This window comes from Tessaracoccus sp. MC1627 (assembly GCF_014164725.1).
Classification (GTDB): Bacteria; Actinomycetota; Actinomycetes; order Propionibacteriales; family Propionibacteriaceae; genus Arachnia.
The window spans coordinates 961,345-977,903 of the sequence record NZ_JACJGA010000001.1 but is presented as its reverse complement, the minus strand read 5'-3'; the positions used below and the strand labels follow the sequence as shown (position 1 = coordinate 977,903).

General features: G+C 70.7%; 17 protein-coding genes and 1 tRNA gene. 8 read left to right on the top strand and 10 right to left on the bottom strand.

Features of this window, described 5'->3' with window-relative positions; all coding sequences use genetic code 11:
• The first annotated feature begins 91 nt into the window (after positions 1 to 91).
• The 4 genes from H5399_RS04450 to H5399_RS04435 all read left to right on the top strand — a co-directional run bounded on the left by H5399_RS04450 (position 92) and on the right by H5399_RS04435 (position 3,445).
• The gene (locus H5399_RS04450; protein WP_182781778.1) at positions 92 to 1,459 is read left to right on the top strand and encodes a DUF222 domain-containing protein; all 1,368 of its coding nucleotides are present in this window, start codon (positions 92 to 94) and stop codon (positions 1,457 to 1,459) included.
• 171 nt (positions 1,460 to 1,630) lie between these two features.
• The gene (locus H5399_RS04445) at positions 1,631 to 2,200 is read left to right on the top strand and encodes a DNA-3-methyladenine glycosylase I (protein ID WP_182781777.1); all 570 of its coding nucleotides are present in this window, start codon (positions 1,631 to 1,633) and stop codon (positions 2,198 to 2,200) included.
• A 250-nt stretch (positions 2,201 to 2,450) separates the two neighbouring features.
• The gene (locus H5399_RS04440) at positions 2,451 to 2,663 is read left to right on the top strand and encodes a hypothetical protein (RefSeq protein ID WP_182781776.1); all 213 of its coding nucleotides are present in this window, start codon (positions 2,451 to 2,453) and stop codon (positions 2,661 to 2,663) included.
• A 101-nt stretch (positions 2,664 to 2,764) separates the two neighbouring features.
• The gene (locus H5399_RS04435) at positions 2,765 to 3,445 is read left to right on the top strand and encodes a TetR/AcrR family transcriptional regulator (RefSeq protein ID WP_220490849.1); all 681 of its coding nucleotides are present in this window, start codon (positions 2,765 to 2,767) and stop codon (positions 3,443 to 3,445) included.
• Here H5399_RS04435 and H5399_RS04430 read toward each other — a convergent pair.
• The 5 genes from H5399_RS04430 to rsmI are packed head-to-tail and all read right to left on the bottom strand — an operon-like array spanning position 3,412 to position 7,403.
• Entirely contained in the window at positions 3,412 to 3,900 is a 489-nt protein-coding gene (locus H5399_RS04430) for a MarR family winged helix-turn-helix transcriptional regulator (RefSeq protein WP_182781774.1), read from the bottom strand. The two genes, H5399_RS04435 and H5399_RS04430, sit on opposite strands and share 34 nt — an antisense overlap.
• On the bottom strand, positions 3,897 to 4,796 hold the full coding sequence (locus tag H5399_RS04425) for a 4-(cytidine 5'-diphospho)-2-C-methyl-D-erythritol kinase (RefSeq protein ID WP_182781773.1): 900 nt from the start codon (positions 4,794 to 4,796) through the stop codon (positions 3,897 to 3,899). Before H5399_RS04425 ends, H5399_RS04430 begins: the two co-directional genes overlap by 4 nt.
• A gap of 45 nt (positions 4,797 to 4,841) precedes the next feature.
• Entirely contained in the window at positions 4,842 to 5,696 is an 855-nt protein-coding gene (gene rsmA / locus H5399_RS04420) for a 16S rRNA (adenine(1518)-N(6)/adenine(1519)-N(6))-dimethyltransferase RsmA (RefSeq protein WP_182781772.1), read from the bottom strand.
• Positions 5,689 to 6,555, bottom strand: coding sequence for a TatD family hydrolase (locus H5399_RS04415; protein ID WP_182781771.1), 867 nt, complete (start codon positions 6,553 to 6,555; stop codon positions 5,689 to 5,691). The genes rsmA and H5399_RS04415 overlap by 8 nt, the downstream gene beginning before the upstream one ends.
• Positions 6,552 to 7,403: a 16S rRNA (cytidine(1402)-2'-O)-methyltransferase gene (gene rsmI / locus H5399_RS04410; protein ID WP_182781770.1), complete on the bottom strand. Its 852-nt coding sequence runs from the start codon at positions 7,401 to 7,403 to the stop codon at positions 6,552 to 6,554. Before rsmI ends, H5399_RS04415 begins: the two co-directional genes overlap by 4 nt.
• Here rsmI and H5399_RS04405 point away from each other — a divergent pair.
• On the top strand, positions 7,402 to 8,982 hold the full coding sequence (locus H5399_RS04405) for a dolichyl-phosphate-mannose--protein mannosyltransferase (protein ID WP_255421954.1): 1,581 nt from the start codon (positions 7,402 to 7,404) through the stop codon (positions 8,980 to 8,982). The two genes, rsmI and H5399_RS04405, sit on opposite strands and share 2 nt — an antisense overlap.
• 12 nt (positions 8,983 to 8,994) lie before the next feature.
• On the opposite strand, the gene H5399_RS04400 is transcribed toward H5399_RS04405, so the two are convergent.
• The gene (locus H5399_RS04400; RefSeq protein WP_182781769.1) at positions 8,995 to 10,080 is read right to left on the bottom strand and encodes an FAD-dependent oxidoreductase; all 1,086 of its coding nucleotides are present in this window, start codon (positions 10,078 to 10,080) and stop codon (positions 8,995 to 8,997) included.
• A gap of 94 nt (positions 10,081 to 10,174) precedes the next feature.
• Here H5399_RS04400 and H5399_RS04395 point away from each other — a divergent pair, with 94 nt between their 5' ends.
• Both H5399_RS04395 and H5399_RS04390 read left to right on the top strand, forming a co-directional pair.
• Positions 10,175 to 11,608, top strand: coding sequence for a uracil-xanthine permease family protein (locus tag H5399_RS04395; RefSeq protein WP_182781768.1), 1,434 nt, complete (start codon positions 10,175 to 10,177; stop codon positions 11,606 to 11,608).
• 50 nt (positions 11,609 to 11,658) lie between these two features.
• Positions 11,659 to 12,144 (top strand): flavin reductase family protein, encoded by a 486-nt coding sequence (locus tag H5399_RS04390; protein WP_182781767.1) that lies wholly within the window; start codon positions 11,659 to 11,661, stop codon positions 12,142 to 12,144.
• Positions 12,145 to 12,158: 14 nt separating this feature from the next.
• Here the strand turns inward: H5399_RS04390 and nhaA are convergent, their stop codons facing one another.
• Positions 12,159 to 13,433 (bottom strand): Na+/H+ antiporter NhaA, encoded by a 1,275-nt coding sequence (gene nhaA, locus H5399_RS04385; protein WP_182781766.1) that lies wholly within the window; start codon positions 13,431 to 13,433, stop codon positions 12,159 to 12,161.
• A 287-nt stretch (positions 13,434 to 13,720) separates the two neighbouring features.
• A complete protein-coding gene (locus H5399_RS04380) occupies positions 13,721 to 14,317 on the bottom strand; it encodes a hypothetical protein (protein WP_182781765.1) in 597 nt (198 codons plus the stop codon).
• Between the two features lie 86 nt (positions 14,318 to 14,403).
• On the opposite strand from H5399_RS04380, the gene H5399_RS04375 reads away from it, so the two are divergent.
• The gene (locus H5399_RS04375; protein WP_182781764.1) at positions 14,404 to 15,594 is read left to right on the top strand and encodes a MarP family serine protease; all 1,191 of its coding nucleotides are present in this window, start codon (positions 14,404 to 14,406) and stop codon (positions 15,592 to 15,594) included.
• A gap of 49 nt (positions 15,595 to 15,643) precedes the next feature.
• On the opposite strand, the gene H5399_RS04370 is transcribed toward H5399_RS04375, so the two are convergent.
• Positions 15,644 to 15,719: transfer RNA gene (locus H5399_RS04370), tRNA-Ala, on the bottom strand.
• Between the two features lie 45 nt (positions 15,720 to 15,764).
• Positions 15,765 to 16,505 (bottom strand): hypothetical protein, encoded by a 741-nt coding sequence (locus H5399_RS04365; RefSeq protein WP_182781763.1) that lies wholly within the window; start codon positions 16,503 to 16,505, stop codon positions 15,765 to 15,767.
• Between the last annotated feature and the right edge of the window lie 54 nt (positions 16,506 to 16,559).

Genomic DNA, 16,559 nt, shown 5'->3' with positions numbered 1-16,559 from the left:
TCGGACCCTTCAGAAAAGTCGTCAAAGAAAAAGTTGGCCGGAGCGATTCTGGAGGCCGAAATTGTCAGAGGTCGTTTCTATCGTGAGGGGTATGAAGACAACGGAGGCGCAGCACCTGGCAGACCAGCTGCGCGCCAATCGGATCACGAAACGACGGGCCGAAGCCGACGAGCTACGCCTGGTCAGCCAGCTGGCCGTGGGTTACCACCTAGACACCGAGGACGAGGTCCACGAGGCCCTCTACGAGCAGGACCTCCGGGTCGGCGGGGAGGGCTGCCCACTGATCTCGGAGTGGTTCGGCCTCGAACTGGCCGGGCTCCTGGGATGCACCACACGCCAGGCCGTCAGCCTGACCGGCCGCGCACTCAACCTTCGCTACCGGCACCCCACGCTGTGGACCGCCGTCCAACAGCTCCAGGTGGATCCCCACCGCGCCGCCGCGGCCGCGGGTCGTTGTGAATCGCTCCCCCGGGAGGTGGCCGACGCCCTGTCCACGCGCTGGTTGAAGCAGCAGCACCGGCTCAGCTGGACTGCGTCGATGAACCTGATCGACAAGCTGATCATCGAGGCCGCTCCCCAGCTCGCCGCCGAGGAGGAACGCCGGACCCTGGAAGCCCGTCACGTGTCGATCTATGCGTACAGGGAGGGCTCCATGCAGGTCTCCGCCCAGCTCGACGTTCTGGATGCCAAGTACCTGGACGCCGCCATCGAACAGATCGCCGCGCTCCTCCCCGGCGCGGACCCAACCGCCGCCGGCGTCTCCAAGGCCGAGCTGCGGGCCCGGGCTCTGGGCGCTCTGGCCCACCCCGCCTATGCGCTGGCGCTGCAGCAGCAGGCCGCCGGTCAGCCGGCCCTACTCGACGCGGCCTCCCCGGGTCCCATCGCAGACCAGGATCCGGACGCGGAGCGCCACCGCCCACACCCTGCCGGCTGCACCGGGCACACCTGCGGCACCATCACCACGCCCCTGGAGAAACTGCGCCCCGTCACCCAGGTGTTCGTTCACATCCCGGCCGCATCCCTGGCCGGCCTGGACGGCCCCGCCCGGGTCGAAGGCGCCGGCTCCCTCACGCAGGACACGCTGCGCCTCCTCCTCGGCGACAAGCAGGTGGTGGTCCGCCCGGTCATCGACCTGCCGGAGATTCCGGCCGAGGATCCCTATCGCCCCAGCCACCGGCTCCGCGAGGCGGTGATCCAGATATTCCCCACCGACGCCTTCCCCTACTCCCAGACACCCAGCCGCGGCCTGCAGCAGGACCACACCGTCGCCTACCGGGCGTCCGGACCGCCGGGGCAGACCTGGACAGGCAACCTCGCGCCCCTCAGGACGCGCATCCACCGGGCCAAGACCGCCGGTCACTGGCTCGCCCACCTGCAGAGTCCAGGCTGTGCGCTGTGGCGAAGCCCACTCGGCTACCTCTACCGCGTCACCCCGCACGGCACCGTCGCCCTCAACTGACCCCGGGCCTCCGCCCATTCGGCTCAGCCCGCCACCGAACCGGTGAGCGGGCCAGGAGCGCGCGCCCGAAGACGCGACGACTTATCCCCAGCCCGCGAAGTCGTCTGGGACATCGCCACGCGCGCGGCCCAGAGTGGGGGCACACTCGAATCTCTGAAGGGAGATCAACTCATGGACAAGGTGCGCTGCTTCGGGGCGGGCGACGAGCTGTATCAGGCCTACCACGACGAGGAGTGGGGGCGGCCCGTGCCGGACTCACCGGACGAGGCGGCACTGTTCGAGCGCCTCTGCCTGGAGGGGTTCCAGGCCGGCCTGTCCTGGCTGACCATCCTGCGCAAGCGCGAGGCATTCCGCGCCGCCTTCGCGGGGTTCCGGCCGGCGGCGGTCGCGGAGTTCGGCGAGGAGGAGATCGAGCGACTCATGGGCGATGCCGGAATCGTGCGCAACCGGGCCAAGATCACCGCGGCCATCGGCAACGCCCGGGCGCTGCTGGACATGCACGACGGTGGCCTCCGTCTGGCGGACCTCGTGGCCGAGCACGCCCCAGAGCCCCGCGATCGTCCACCGCTCACGTTTGCGGACGTGCCGGCCCAGACACCAGGAACCGTCGCTCTGAGCAAGGATCTCAAGAAGCGCGGCTTCCGCTTCGTGGGCCCCACCACTCTGTACGCGCTCATGCAGGCGGTGGGGATGGCAGACGACCACATCCAGGGCTGCTGGCTGGCTCAGCCCACGGCCTAGCGCGGAGCCCCAGCCCAAGCCCAGACGCGCCGAAGGCCGGCCCCTCACGGGGCCGGCCTTCTCGGTGGGGTTCGAGTCACTTCTTGGACTTCTTGGACTTCTTCGACTTCTTGTCCTTCTTGGACTTCTTATCCTTCTTCGCCATGATGTCACCTCCTGTGCGTCAATGTCTCGTTGACACACGAGTCAACCATCGCTTGACGGATCTGTCAAGTATCCATTGACGCGTGTCGCGGGCTACGATGCGCACATGGCGGAGAAGAGTCAGGGCGATGCACGAGCCGCGGCGCTCGGCGCCCTTGACGCAGCGCGCCACGCCCGCGAGGCGGCGGACCTGGCCGAGAACGCCGCCGTCCGCGAGGCCCGCAAGGCCGGCGCCTCATGGTCCCGCATCGGGGAGCTCTACGGACTGACAAAGCAGGGCGCCCAACAGCGGTTCAAGCGAGCCACCGGCCCCGAGTGACAGGCGTGGATCCGCCGTCGGGGCCCTCCTCTGGTGGTCGTGAGACAATGGCACCCGTGTCCACCCGCCAACCTGCCCGCGCACGCCGTTCCCGCACCCGGATGACGGCCACGCAGCGCCGCGAGCAGCTGCTGGAGATCGCCCGCGAACTCTTCGCCGAACGCGGCTACGAGGGCACCTCCGTGGAGGAGATCGCCGCGCGCGCCGGAGTCTCCAAGCCGGTGGTCTACGAGCACTTCGGTGGCAAGGAAGGCGCCTACGCCGTTGTGGTGGATCGGGAGACCCAGGTCCTGCACACCTCCATCAGGAGCGCACTCACAACCCCAGGCGCCGGATCCCGGGAGCTGCTGGAGCGCGGCGCGATGGCCCTCCTAGACTACATCGACGGCTGCCCCGACGGCTTCCGGATCCTCTCGCGGGACTCGTCGACGGGGCAGGCGAGCGGCTCGTTCGCCTCCATCCTCAGCGACATCGCCGCACAGGTGGAGGACATCCTGGCGGGCGAGTTCGAGCGCACCGGGCACGATCCCCAGTTCGCCGGCCTCTACGCCCAGGCCCTCGTCGGGTTGGTGGCGCAGACTGGTCAGCAGTGGCTGGAGAACCGGGAGCCGTCCCGGCAGGTGGTGGCGAGCCACCTCATCAACCTCGCCTGGAACGGCATGGCCCACCTCCAGGCCGAGCCGAGGCTGATCATGGAAGGCATCGACCGGCGCCGGGCCGGCACCGCGCCCGATTCGGAAGCCGAGGATCAGGCCGAGCCGAGCAGCAGCCGCCTCAAGTAGTCGGTCATCTCTGCCCGGTCATGCGGGTCCCACTCGGCGAGGAGCGCCTCCTCGAGCAGCAGCAGCGACAACAGCGCCGCATCCACCAGCTCCAGACCGGCAGCGGTGAGCGTCACCAGCATCCCGCGACCGTCGTCGGGATCGGGATCCCGCGTCACCGCTCCGCGCGCCACCAGCCGGTCCACCCTGTTGGTCATCGTGCCCGAGGTGACGTGGGTCTCGCGCAACAACTGACCCGGCGAGAGCCTGTAAGGCTCACCGGCCCGGCGCAGGGCTGCGAGGACGTCGAACTCCCACCCCTCGATGGCGTGGGCGGAGAAGGCGCGCTTGCGGTGACCGGCCAGGATGCCGGCCAGGCGGTCGATGCGCGACCAGATGTGCATCGGTTCCAGCGCCAGGTCGTCGCGCTCCCGCGCCCACGCGGTCACCACCTCGTCGACCTCGTCGCCGGTCATCCGAGCACCTGCGCTCCCTGCACCGGCCCGTAGGCGCGGCGGACGGCCCGGACCCCGCTGAAGACACCGAGCACCTCGGCCAACTCATGGCTGTGCGCGTCGGAACCCGCCAGGAACGCGCACGTGGGCCCCGACCCGCTGACGATGGCGCCCAGCGCCCCGGCGCCCAGGCCGATCTCCAGGGTGCGGGCCAACGTGGGTTGCAGCGAGATCGCGGGCCGCTCCAGGTCGTTGATGAGCGCCGCCCCCACACCCGGGGCGTCGCCGGCCCGAAGCGCCTCGAGGAGCGCCACGGGGATGCTCGTGTCCTGGGGGCTGCACATCCGGTCGAACTCCTTGAACACCGCCGGCGTGGACAGCCCGGTGTGGGAGAGGGCCAACGTCCAGTGCAGGGTGCCGCTCGACATCACCGGGGTGAGGATCTCCCCTCGACCGGTGCCGATAGCAGTGCCGCCCAGCAGGAGGAACGGCACGTCCGAGCCGATCTGGGCAGCCAGGTCGTGCAGGTCCTCCCGCGTGGCGCCGAGCGCCCACAGCGCGTTGCACGCCACCAGCACCGCGGCCGCATCGGCCGACCCCCCGGCCATGCCGCCGGCCACCGGGATCCGTTTGCGCACCAGCAGGCTCACGCCCACGTCGTGACGCCCGAAGTGCTCCGCGAGCAGCTTGGCCGAACGCATCGCCAGGTTGGTGTCGTCGATGGGGAGGAACGCGGCGCCCTCGCCCTGGAACGCGAGCCGGAACTCGCCCGCGGGAGCCGCTTCGGCCACCACCTCGTCGCCGAGGGAGACGGCCTGGAAGACGGTGCCCAACTCGTGATAGCCCTGGGCGTCGGTCCCGCCGACCCGCAGGGCGAGGTTCACTTTCGCGGGCACGCGAACCCTGACCGCCGTCACCCCATGAACGTAGCGCAAACCGCGCCGCGGGCCCAGTGGCGTCCGTCAGCCAGAGACCCGCTCGGCAATCGCCGCGAACGCGGCCACGTCCAGCATCTCGCCGCGCAGCTGGGGATCCACACCCGCCGCTTCGATCAGCTCCGACGCTGCCGCCGACGACCCGATCAGCCCCGCCAGGGCCGCGCGCAGCATCTTGCGTCGCTGCGAGAACGCCGCGTCGATCACCCGGAAGGTATCCTCGCGGGACGCCGTCGTCGCGGGCGCCGGGCGGCGCGTGATCCGCACCAACCCGGACTCCACATTGGGCACCGGCCAGAACACCTTGGGGGGCACCGTGCCCACCCTCGCGGACTCGGCGTACCAGGCCACCTTCGCGCTGGGCACGCCGTAGACCTTGCTTCCAGGCGGCGCCACCAGGCGGTCCGCCACCTCCAGCTGCACCATCACCAGCCCATCGGTCCAGTCCGGGAACAGCTCGAGCATGCGCAGCAGGACCGGCACGGAGACGTTGTAGGGAAGATTGGCCACCAACGACGACGGCGCGGGCCCCGGCAGCGCATCCACCTGGAGGGCGTCCGCGGCCACCACCTTCAGCCGCTCGGCTGCATCCTCGCCCATCCGCTCGCGTACGGTCCGCTCCAGCCGCACGGCGAGCCGCTCCTCGATCTCGACGGCGACCACCCGGGCACCGGTCTCCAGGAGCCCGAGGGTGAGGGAGCCGAGGCCGGGCCCGATCTCCAGCACCACATCCTCGACCGTCACGCCGGAGAGCGCGACGATCCGCCGGACCGTGTTGGGGTCCACCACGAAGTTCTGCCCCCTCTGCTTGGTGGGGCGTAGGTCCAGCTCGGCGGCGATGCGGCGCACCGAGGCCGGGTCCAACAGTCCGAGCTCAGGCATCGGTCCCCCACTCCCCGTACGCCGCGGCAGTGGTGGCGACGATCCGGTCGCAGAACTCCGCCAACTCCACGCCGAGCAGGTCCGCGAGGAACCGGACTGTGTGGGGCAGCAGGTAGGGCGCGTTGGCCTTGCCCCTTCGGGGTGCCGGGGTGAGATACGGCGCGTCGGTCTCGACGAGGATCCGGTCCAGCGGCGTCGCCAGCGCTGCGTCGCGCAACGCCCCGGCCGAGCCGAAAGTGACCACCCCGGGAAACGACAGGAACGCCCCTCGCTCCACGCAGCGCCGCGCGAAGTCGGCGTCGCCGGAGAAGCAGTGCATCACCACCCGGCCCGGGAGGCCCTCGTCGTCGAGCACGCGCAGGATGTCGTCGTGGGCGTCGCGGTCGTGGATCACCAGCGTCCGCTCGTAGGTCTTCGCCCACCCGATGTGCGCCCGGAAGGACACCTCCTGAGCCTCCTGGCCCGCCGCCTCCCGCGTCCGGAAGTAGTCCAGGCCGGTCTCCCCCACCGCGACCACCTCGGGCGCCGCGACCAGCGGCTCCAGCTCCGCCAGCACCGCGGCGAGACCCGCGGCCCCGTCGCGGAGGAACACCCGGGCGGCGTCGTTGGGGTGCAGCGCCACTGCGGCGCGCACCGCGGGCTGGCGCTCGGCCAGCTCGATCGCCGCCCGCGACGACTCCACGTCACAGCCCACCTCGATCACCCGCGACACCCCCACCTGGGCGGCCAGCCGAAGAGAGTCACCCACCGGCAGACCCGAATACTCGTGGGTGGACCACAGGTGGGTGTGGTTGTCGACGACGGGCCGGGGCAGCGCCTCCGGCAGGGGCGGCAGGCCGAGGGTGTCGAGGGGATTCACTTGGCGCTCTCCTTGTCTGCCAACGCGGCCGCGTACAGCTCCTTGCGGTTGGCTCCGGTGACCTTCGCCACGTCCGCCACCGCCTCGGACAGTCTCGCACCACCGGCCCGCGCCCGCCGCACCAGCTCCAACGCGTCGTCAGCCGATGCCGTCGACGGCGGCGCCCCGGCAACCACGACGGTGACCTCGCCGCGCACCCCGCCCCCAGCCCACTCCGCCAGCTCGGCCAACGGCCCGCGAATCACCTCTTCGTAGGGCTTGGTGAGCTCGCGGCACACGGCCGCGGGACGGGCCGCGCCCAGCTCGCGGGCGCCGTCGCGGAGGAACTCCTCCAGCCGGTGGGGGGCCTCGAAGAACACCATCGTGCGCTCCTCGCCTGCCAGGGCCGCCAATCGACGGCCCCGCTCGCCGGCCTTGCGGGGCAGGAACCCCTCGAAGCAGAACCGGTCCACGGGCAGCCCGGAGACGGCCAACGCGGTCAGCACCGCGGAAGGCCCGGGCACGGCGGTCACCCGAAGGCCGGCGTCGATGCAGGCCACCACCAGCCGATACCCCGGGTCGCTGACCGACGGCATGCCGGCATCGGTCACCAGCACCACCCGCTGCCCCGCCGCGACGGCGGCCGCGAGCTCGACGGTGCGCGAGGCCTCGTTTGCCTCGAAGTAGCTGACCACCCGCGCCGTCGGCTCGATCCCCAACCGCTTGGTGAGCAGGAGGAATCGGCGGGTGTCCTCCGCCGCGATGACATCCGCCGAAGCCAGGGCGGTGCGCAGGCTCTGGCTGGCGTCGTCGGAGGACCCGATGGGCGTGGCCGCCAGGATCAGGGCTCCGTCGGGAAGGGGGTGCATGAGCTCAGCCTATGATGCATGGGTGCTGACCACGCTCCAGGCTCTCGACGACGGCCGGCTCCGCGACCGCACCGCCGGATGGGTGGTCACCCTCAGCATCACGCTGATGGCGTTCCTGCTGCGCTTCCACAACCTGGGCCAGCCCCACGCCATCATGTTCGACGAGACCTACTACGCCAAGGACGCGTGGGCGATCCTGCAGTCCGGCTACGAGCGGCAGTGGGTCGAGGACGCCAACGACATGATCCTGGCCGGGGACCTCTCCGGCATGAAGGAGGCGGCCGCCTACATCGTGCACCCGCCGGTGGGGAAGCTGCTCATCGCGGCCGGCGAGGCGATGTTCGGCATGAATCCCTTCGGCTGGCGGTTCATGGCGCTGATCTTCGGCACGCTGCTGGTGTTCTTCACCATCCGGATGGCCCGGCGCCTGTCGCGCTCCACGCTGATCGGCGGCGTCGCGGGGCTACTGATCACCTTCGACGGCCTGGCGTTCATGATGAGCCGCATCGCCCTGCTGGACATCTTCCAGGCCACCTTCGCTGTGGCGGGTGTGGCGGCGCTCGTGGCGGACCGGGACTGGATGCGCCACAAGCTCGCCGCCCACCTGCGGGCCCACGACCTGCCGGACCTGGGCGGCTCGTTCGGGCCCCTGCTGCTGTGGCGGCCCTGGCGCGTGGCGGCCGGAGTGATGCTGGCTCTGTCGGTCTCCGTGAAGTGGAACTCGCTGTTCCTCATCGCCATGTTCGGGATCGTCGTCGTCTTCTGGGACCTGGGCGCGCGGCGGCTGGCCGGCGCCGGGCGCGCCCAGTGGTGGTCCGTGCTGGTGGACGCCCCGATGGCGTTCGTCAACCTGGTGGTCGTGGTGGTGCCGATCTACCTCGGCTCCTGGTTCGGCTGGTTCACTACCGACGGCGGCTACTACCGCGGCTGGGGCGCGGACAACCCGGAGGACCCCGTCGTGCAGCGCTTCGGCGAGGCGCTCGGCTCACTGTGGCACTACCACGTTGAGATGTACCGCTTCCATACCGGCGACGGGATGATGGTGGATGCCACCCACTCCTACGAGGCCCACCCGGCCGGCTGGCTGTTCCTACAGCGCCCCATCGCGATCTACGCCGTCAACGACATCGAGCCGGGGGTGGACGGCTGCGAGGCCGTGGGCACCACCTGCGTGAGCATCGTCAACGGCATCGGCACCCCGCTGCTGTGGTGGGCGGCGGCGCTCGCGCTGGGCGCGGGGCTGGTGTGGTGGCTGATGGGCCGGGACTGGCGGTTCTCCGTTCCGCTGCTGGCCGTCGCGGCCACCTACCTGCCGTGGTTCCGCTACGCCGGCCGGCCCCTGTTCTTCTTCTACGCCATCATGATCATCCCGTTCAGCGCCACGGTGCTGGCGATGGCCCTGGGCAAGATCCTAGGCCCGGCCCACCATCCTCGACGGCGCGTGCGGGCGATGGCGGTGGGCGTGCTACTGGCCCTGATCATCCTCAACTTCGCGTTCTTCTACCCCATCCTCACCGCTGAGATCATGACGCGGCCGGCCTGGCTGATGCGCATGTGGTTCGGCAACGCCTGGATCTAGGCGGTCTCCGGACTAGCCCTCCGCGCCGCGCTGCCTGAGCAGCCGGGACCCGTAGGCGCGCATCCTGCTGAACCGCGGCAGGGCGTTGGCCGGCGAGTCCCCCAACAGCAGGCCGGCCAGGTAGTAGCCGCTGGCGGTGCCGTTCATCAGCTCACCGCGACCGTTGCCGCGCGCGTAGAACCCGCCCGGGATCGCGGAGGCACCGACGACGGGGCGACCGTGGTCGCTGGGATCGATGGCCATCCGGCCCGTCTCGAGGGCCGAGGCGCCCAACTCCGAGCGCGCCCACTCCGCCAGCCCCGCCGTCGCGGCGTCGATCGACGAGAGGCTCACCTTCTGGCCCACCACGAGGGCGGCCTCCCCCACCGGTCGGATCATCCACGCGGGCCCAGTGGCGTGCAGGCTCACCTCCGTGCGGGGGCGGGCGGGGATGCAGCGAAGCACCGGAACCCACTGCGCCGGGCCGATTCGCGCAGCCCTCCCCCACGGGCTGACGCCCAGAGTGTCGATGACCGCGACCCCGCCCACGTCGCCGGCGTCGCGCACCCAGGCGAGGTTGTTGCGGAACCCGATCCGCGTGATGCCCTCGCGTCGCGTCAGGTGCGTCACGGTCACCTCGTGCACCACCTGCGCACCCGCAGCCACTGCGGCCGCCCTCAGCAGCCTGGCGTACTCATCGACGTCCACGCACAGCGCCTGGGTGACCAGCGCCGCCCCGCCGGGCCAGCGATCGACCTGCGCCTCCGCGCCCGCGGTGCGGAACAGCTCCGCCACCTCCCGCGTCTCCCGCTCGTCGCCCCCGGGCAGCGAACTGTCGCGGAGCGTCATGGTGGTCAGGCCGGGATGGATCTGCCTGATCTCCGCCATGGCGGCGAGGTTGCGCCGGGCGTGCTCCAGCGCGCCCGCGACCCCGTAGGCGATGGTCATGGTGGCCACGGTGGACGCGTGGCCCACCGCCGCGACCCCGTGTCCGATCGCGGCGCTGCGGAACTCCTGGTTGGGGTCGAGCACCAGCACGTCGTAACCCTCTGCCGCCAAGCGGCGGGCCACGGTCAGCCCCGCGACGCTCGCCCCCAGGACAACCACGTCGTGTGCCATGGGTTCAGCCTAGCCCGAGACCACGACGGCGGGACCGGTGACAGGCCCGCCACGCGAAGGCAGTAAAGTCTGGCCGACGAAAGGAAGCGCCCCCATGTGGAAGCTGCACAACAACGGAATTCTCGCCCCGGACGCGGTGGTGAAGCCGACGGAGAGGCTCAGCTGGGGCCGCACCGTCGGGCTCGGTGCCCAACACGTGGTGGCGATGTTCGGCGCCACGTTCGTGTTCCCGCTGCTGATGGGCCTCAACCCGCAGCTCGCGGTGATGATGTCCGGCGTCGCGACGCTGGTGTTCCTGTTCGCGGTCCAGCACCGGGTGCCGAGCTACCTGGGATCGTCGGCCTCCTTCGTCGGCGTGGCCACCGCGATCTACACCGCCGGCGGTGACCCCGCGGACCTGACGGGTGCGCTGTTCGTGGTGGGCCTGACCCTCTTCATGGTGGGTCTCATCATCCACTTCGCGGGTGCCCGCGTGATCCACAAGGCGCTGCCGCCGGTGGTCACCGGCGCCGTCGTGATGCTGATCGGTTTCAACCTGGCCCCTGTGGTCGCGTCGGTCTACTGGCCGGTGGATCCGTGGGTGGCGTTCACCGTGATGCTGATCGTGATCGCACTGAGCATCGGGCTGCGTGGCTTCATGGGCCGCATCGCCATCTTCCTGTCGTTGATCATCGGATACGTCCTCAGCTGGGTCTTCGACCTGGTCCTCGGGCCCCTCCAGCGCGTCGCCGAGGACGGCACGGTCACCGAGCAGCTGCGCGTGAACTGGGCCCCGGTGGCGAAGTCCAACTGGTTCGGCCTCCCGCCGGTCAGCGATCTGGCGAACTGGACCTATGGCGCCACGGACAACGTGGTGGGCTTCCACCTGCCCAGCTTCTCGTTCGCGGCCATCATCGTGGCGCTGCCCGTCGTGATCGCGCTCATCGCGGAGAATACGGGACACGTCAAGGCGGTCGCCGAGATGACCGGCGAGGACCTGGACCCCGTCATGGGCCGGGCCATCGCGGCAGACGGCGCGGGTTCGATGATCGCCACCCTCGTCGGCGCCGGCCCCACCACCACCTACGCGGAGAACATCGGCGTCATGGCCGCCACCCGCGTCTACTCCACAGCCGCCTACGTGGTGGCTGCCCTGGTGGCCATCCTGTTCGGCTTCTCCCCGAAGTTCGGCGCCGTCATCTCCGCCACCCCGAGCGCAGTGCTGGGCGGCATCACCGTCGTCCTCTACGGCATGATCGGCCTCCTCGGCGCGAAGATCTGGAAGGAGAACGGGGTCGACTTCGGCAACCCGCTCAACCTGATCCCTGCCGCGGCGGGCATCATCATCGGTGTCGGCGACGTGCAGCTGCCGTTGGGTGACGACTTCAGCATCGGAGGCATCGCACTCGGCACCATCGTGACGATCGGGATCTACCACCTGGCCCGGGTCATCGCGCCGCGAGAGATGCGTGAGAGCGCCGACGGCGCCTCGCTCATCTACGACGCCCCCGGCATCTACGTCGACGAGGACGACGACTCGCCCCGCTGAGGCTCGGACGGCCCCGCGGCCCTTTGCCGCGGGGCGATACCGTGGGGGCCGTGGATGACCTGCAGAGCACCTTCCGCGACGCCATGGCTCGCGTGGCGGCGCCCGTGACCGTGATCACCACCACAGTCGACGGCGTCCCCACCGGCACCACGGTCTCGGCATTCTCGTCGCTGTCCATCTCCCCGCCCATGGTGCTCCTCGCGTTGGACAACCGGGGCGGAATGATCGGGAGAGTGCGGGCGTCCGGGCGGATCGGCGTCAACGTGCTCGGCGAGGACCAGGCTGAGCTGGCTCTCCGGTTCGCCCGCAACGATCTCCCCGACCGGTTCTCAGGCCTCGTCTGGCACGACGACCACGGCCTCCCGCGCCTCGACGGCGCCGTCGCCTGGTTGCGCTGCGACGAACTGTCGTTCGAGCCGGGCGGTGACCACACCATCATCCTGGGCACCGTGGCAGCGGCATTGTTCCAGGGTGACGCGTCCCTGGCCTACCACATGCGCCAGTTCCAGGCCCTCGTCCCCACCCGGCACCCGTGACCGACGCTGAGGCGTCAGTGGTCTGAGACGTCCCGCGCGTCGCGGATCGGGGCGCTGTCCATGTCCGGAATGCCGTCCAGGTTCATGTCACGGGTGCGGAGCTTCTTGGCGTCCCAGCGGAGGAAGACCGCGGCCAGACCTGCCGCGAGGAACGAGGCGAGGAGGATCGCGAGCTTCGCCCCTGCAGTGTGTTCGGCATCCGGGAACGACAGTTCGGCGATGAGCAGGGACACGGTGAACCCGATGCCGGTGAGGAAGCCGACCGGCAGCAGGTCGCGCAGGCCGATGCTGTCCGGCAGCCGCAGCGGCGTGAACTTCGTGACCAGTGCCGTCACCCCGAGCACGCCGACCAGCTTGCCGACGATGAGTCCGAGGACGATCGCCAGCACCACCGGCTGCGCAAGCACGCTGGCGGGGCCGTCGCCGTCGACGAGCGAGACGCCCGCCGAGAAGAATGCGAAGAGGGGCAGTGCGATGCCGGACGAGAATGGCCGCACGGCGTGCTCGTAATGGTGGGTGCGCGTCTCCGTCTCGCCGTGCACGGCGATGGCCGGGACCACGAAACCGAGCAGCACGCCGGCGATGGTGGCGTGGACGCCGGAGGCATGCATGAGGGCCCATGCGGTGAGCGCCAGGATGAGCAGCAGCCACGGCGCCGGCTTGCGCGAGCGCACCACGAGCGCGAACAGAGCGATGACCGCCAGCGATGCGCCCAGCCAGAGGAGGTTGAGGCCTGAGGTGTAGAAGACGGCGATGACGATGATGGCCAGCAGGTCGTCGACGACGGCCAGCGTCAGCAGGAAGGTGCGCAGCGCGCGAGGCAGGCCCCGACCGAAGATGGCCAGCACCGCGATGGCGAACGCGATGTCGGTCGCGGTGGGAATGGCCCAGCCCTGGAGCGCCGTCGGGTCCTGGAGCAGCGTGACGACGGCCACGTAGATGAGGGCCGGCACCGCCATCCCGCCGATCGCGGCGAACACCGGCACGGCCGCCTCCTTCGGGCGGCGGAGGCTGCCGGCGACGATCTCGTGCTTGAGCTCGACTCCCACGATGAAGAAGAACACGGCCAGCAGGCCATCGGCGGCCCACTTGGACAGCGAGAGGTCCAGGTGGAGCGCCTCGGGGCCGACGACGAGCCCGGAGAGCGCCTGGTAGGCCTCGCGCCAGGGGGAGTTGGCCCAGATCAGGGCCACGACGGCGGCGATGAGAAGCAGCACACCGCTCGTGGTCTCCAGGGTCACCCAGTGCCGCAGCCGGCTTCGACGGTTCTGCTCTGTGGGGGGGGTCATGCGTCTCCTTCGGTAGGCCGTGATGACAGCGCGCCGATGACAGCGCGCCAGCCACGACGTCGACCAGACTTCCCGACACTCCGGGGCCCAAGACTAGCGAAGCACCCGCCTGAAACCCGCACGAGGTCCACGACGGATGTCCGCAGTATGAGACGAGGGGGTGGGGTGCCGAGCCGGGAGCGCCTCTCGGCGCGGGGCCGCTCAAAGCGGCTAAGTGTGGAGCCCGGGGCTACCGCAGCTCGGCACCCGTCTGGAGAATACCCGGCGCGGCTCCCAGGACAAACCTGCTACTCCAATTCGCCGCGACGCCAGAGCCGGGCGCTGGCCGCAAGATCCTCCGCCAGGTGCATCAGGCGGTCGGCGTGCACGTCGTCGTGCGACTGCAGGTTCCCCCGCCCGGCGGAGACGACGCGGGCGAACGCCCCGGCCCGCTCCAACGCGAGCGCCAGGTCGCCCTCGAACACGCCGCGGAGGATGTCGTCCGCCACCCGCAGGACCTCGTCCGGTCCGGTGGGATCTGCGCCTGCGATGGCGTGGTTGGACTCTGAGAGGTGGGTGCCGGCGGAGTACTGGCGGGCGGCGATGTCCGCGTCGCGCCGCACCCACTCGCGCAGGACGTAGAGCCGGTACAGCGCCCCGGGAAGCGAGCGGGCCGGACGCGAGGCCCACAGGTCTGCCAGCGTGGTGATTCCCACCTCGTCGACCACACCGATGAGGCGCGCCGTGAGCTCCGGATCCCTGCCCTGGCGGCCCGCTCCGACGAGCGTGGCCGCGGTGGCGTGGGCGGCGTGCAGCTCGGCGACGGGGTCCACGCTCTCGCCCATCTCATCGAGCACCGATGGTGCGCGGAGGGCGGGACGGCGAGGCTTGCGGGGCTCGGACACCCCACCAGGCTACGCGACGGGGCAGCAGCGTCGGGCGCCCGCGGGAGGTGGCACTCTTGAGAGGGTCCCACTAGTCAGGAGCCCCCATGAACTGGATCCTCGAAGCCGCCATCGTCCTGATGCTCCTCAGCTACGGCGCGCGCGGCTGGCGCACCGGGCTGGTCGCGGGCGCCTTCTCCCTGGCGGGCACGGTGGCGGGCATCCTGGCCGGCCTGTGGGCGGGGCCGCGGCTGGTGGCGGCGTTCGGCTCCGACTGGCCGGTGCTGGGCCAGACGATGGCCCTTGTCGGGGCAGCCATGGCGGGCGCGGCGCTCGGCGACGCCGTGATCGGCTCGATCGGCCGCCGCTTCCGGGGGCCGGGCAGGCCGAACCCCGTCGACGCGATCCTCGGGGCCGGCGGGGCCGTGGTGGTCTCCGCCCTGGTGCTGGGCGTGCTCGCCGCAGCGATCAAGCCAATCGCCCCGCCCGCGTGGGTGCGCACCATCGACTCGTCGGTCAGCCTCGGTGTCATCGGGCGCGCGATGCCCGAGGAGGCGGCCCGGCAGGCATCGCGACTGACGGTGATGCTCGACGCCGCGGGCCTCCCGCGGGTCTTCAGCGGGCTCTTCCCCGAGCCCGAGCTGCCGGTCCCAGCCCCGGACGACGCCACGGCGCAATCCCCCGGGGTGCAGGCGGCAGCCGACAGCGTGCTGAAGATCGCGGCCGCAGTGCCCGAGTGTCGCGGCCCGCTGGCCGCCAACAGCGGCAGCGGGTGGGTGAGCGCCCCGGAACGGGTGGTCACCAACGCCCATGTGGTGGCCGGCTCCGACGCCGTGGCGGTCGAGGTGGGTGGACGCACACTCGCCGCCACCGTCGTCACGTTCGCCCCGGACATCGATATCGCTGTCCTCCACGTGCCGGGGCTGGAGGCCGAGCCGCTGACCCGGAGCGGCCCGCTGCCTGCCGAGACGCCGGTGGCGGTGGCCGGCTTCCCCGGAGGGGGCCCGTACACGGTCACCTCGGGGCGCGTCCGGGGCACGATCGACGCCCGCGGCGACGACATCTACGGCTCGACGGTGGTGTCGCGGGAGGTCCTGTCGCTTCGCGCCCACGCCGAGCAGGGAAACTCCGGGGGTCCGGTGCTCAACGAGAACGGCGAGGTGGCCGGGACGGTCTTCGCCATCTCGCTCGTCGATGCAGAGACCACCTATGCACTCACCAACGCTCAGACCAACGCCCTGATCGACGGGGCGGCCACGGCCACGCAGGAGGTCAGCACCCAGGCGTGCACGAAGTGAGCCGAAAGGGGGGGTGGAACCAGAAAGGCCGGTCCCGGGGGACCGACCTTGGTGGAGCTAGGGGGATTCGAACCCCCGGCCTTCTCATTGCGAACGAGACGCGCTACCAACTGCGCCATAGCCCCTTGAAGCATCACGAAGCCTAGCACCGAGCCGAGCGGGGCTCCAAGTCAGTCCCCGACCGCCCGTGGCCGGTACTCGGAGACCTCCCGGGCCTCGCCTGCCGGGTTGTCCGCCGTCGGAATCTGCGCCGGCTGTTGGCTCACCGGAGCCGACAGGTCGATGGTGCGCACCGTCCGGGGCAGCAGCGGCTGCTGCACGTAGGTGGCCGGAGCGACGGGGATGGGATCCCACAGCGCGCCGATGGTGGTGGGCATCGACAGATCGATCGAGATCTCGATGTTCTCGGTGGCCTCGCGGTCCGACAGGTCGATGACGACGGTGTCCTCGTCCTCATCGAACCCCGCCTTCACCGCGGCCGAGCGGGCGTCCAGGCTGCGGTGCATCGACACCACAGACACCCGCGCCACGGCGAAGAACGCCACCAGGAGCCCTGCGGGGATGAGCAGGCTCCACCAGTGGACGATACCCAGCCCGGCCAGCACCGCCAGCGTCACCAGCGCCGCACCCAGCACCGCCGCGACAATGAGCCGACGGCGGGCCGCCTGCCGGGCGATGAGGCGAAGCTCGAGAAGGTCGGTCCGGCGCGTCAACGGCGTCGACACCTGCGCCGCGTCGTCGTCCTCGACATGCTCGACGACGTCGCGGTGGAGAATCCGCACCGAGTCCGAGAACCGCTGCGAGGGATCCCCGTCGAGATCGGCGTCCAGTTCCCGGGCGTTCCTCACCCAGGGCAGCCCAAGGGCCAGACCGACGACGACGACGATGGCGATGAGGATTCCGGCGAGCACGCCGCCTACGTTAAACAACAACGCTGTGATTTGGTCCCCCGGCTGCGGCGAGTC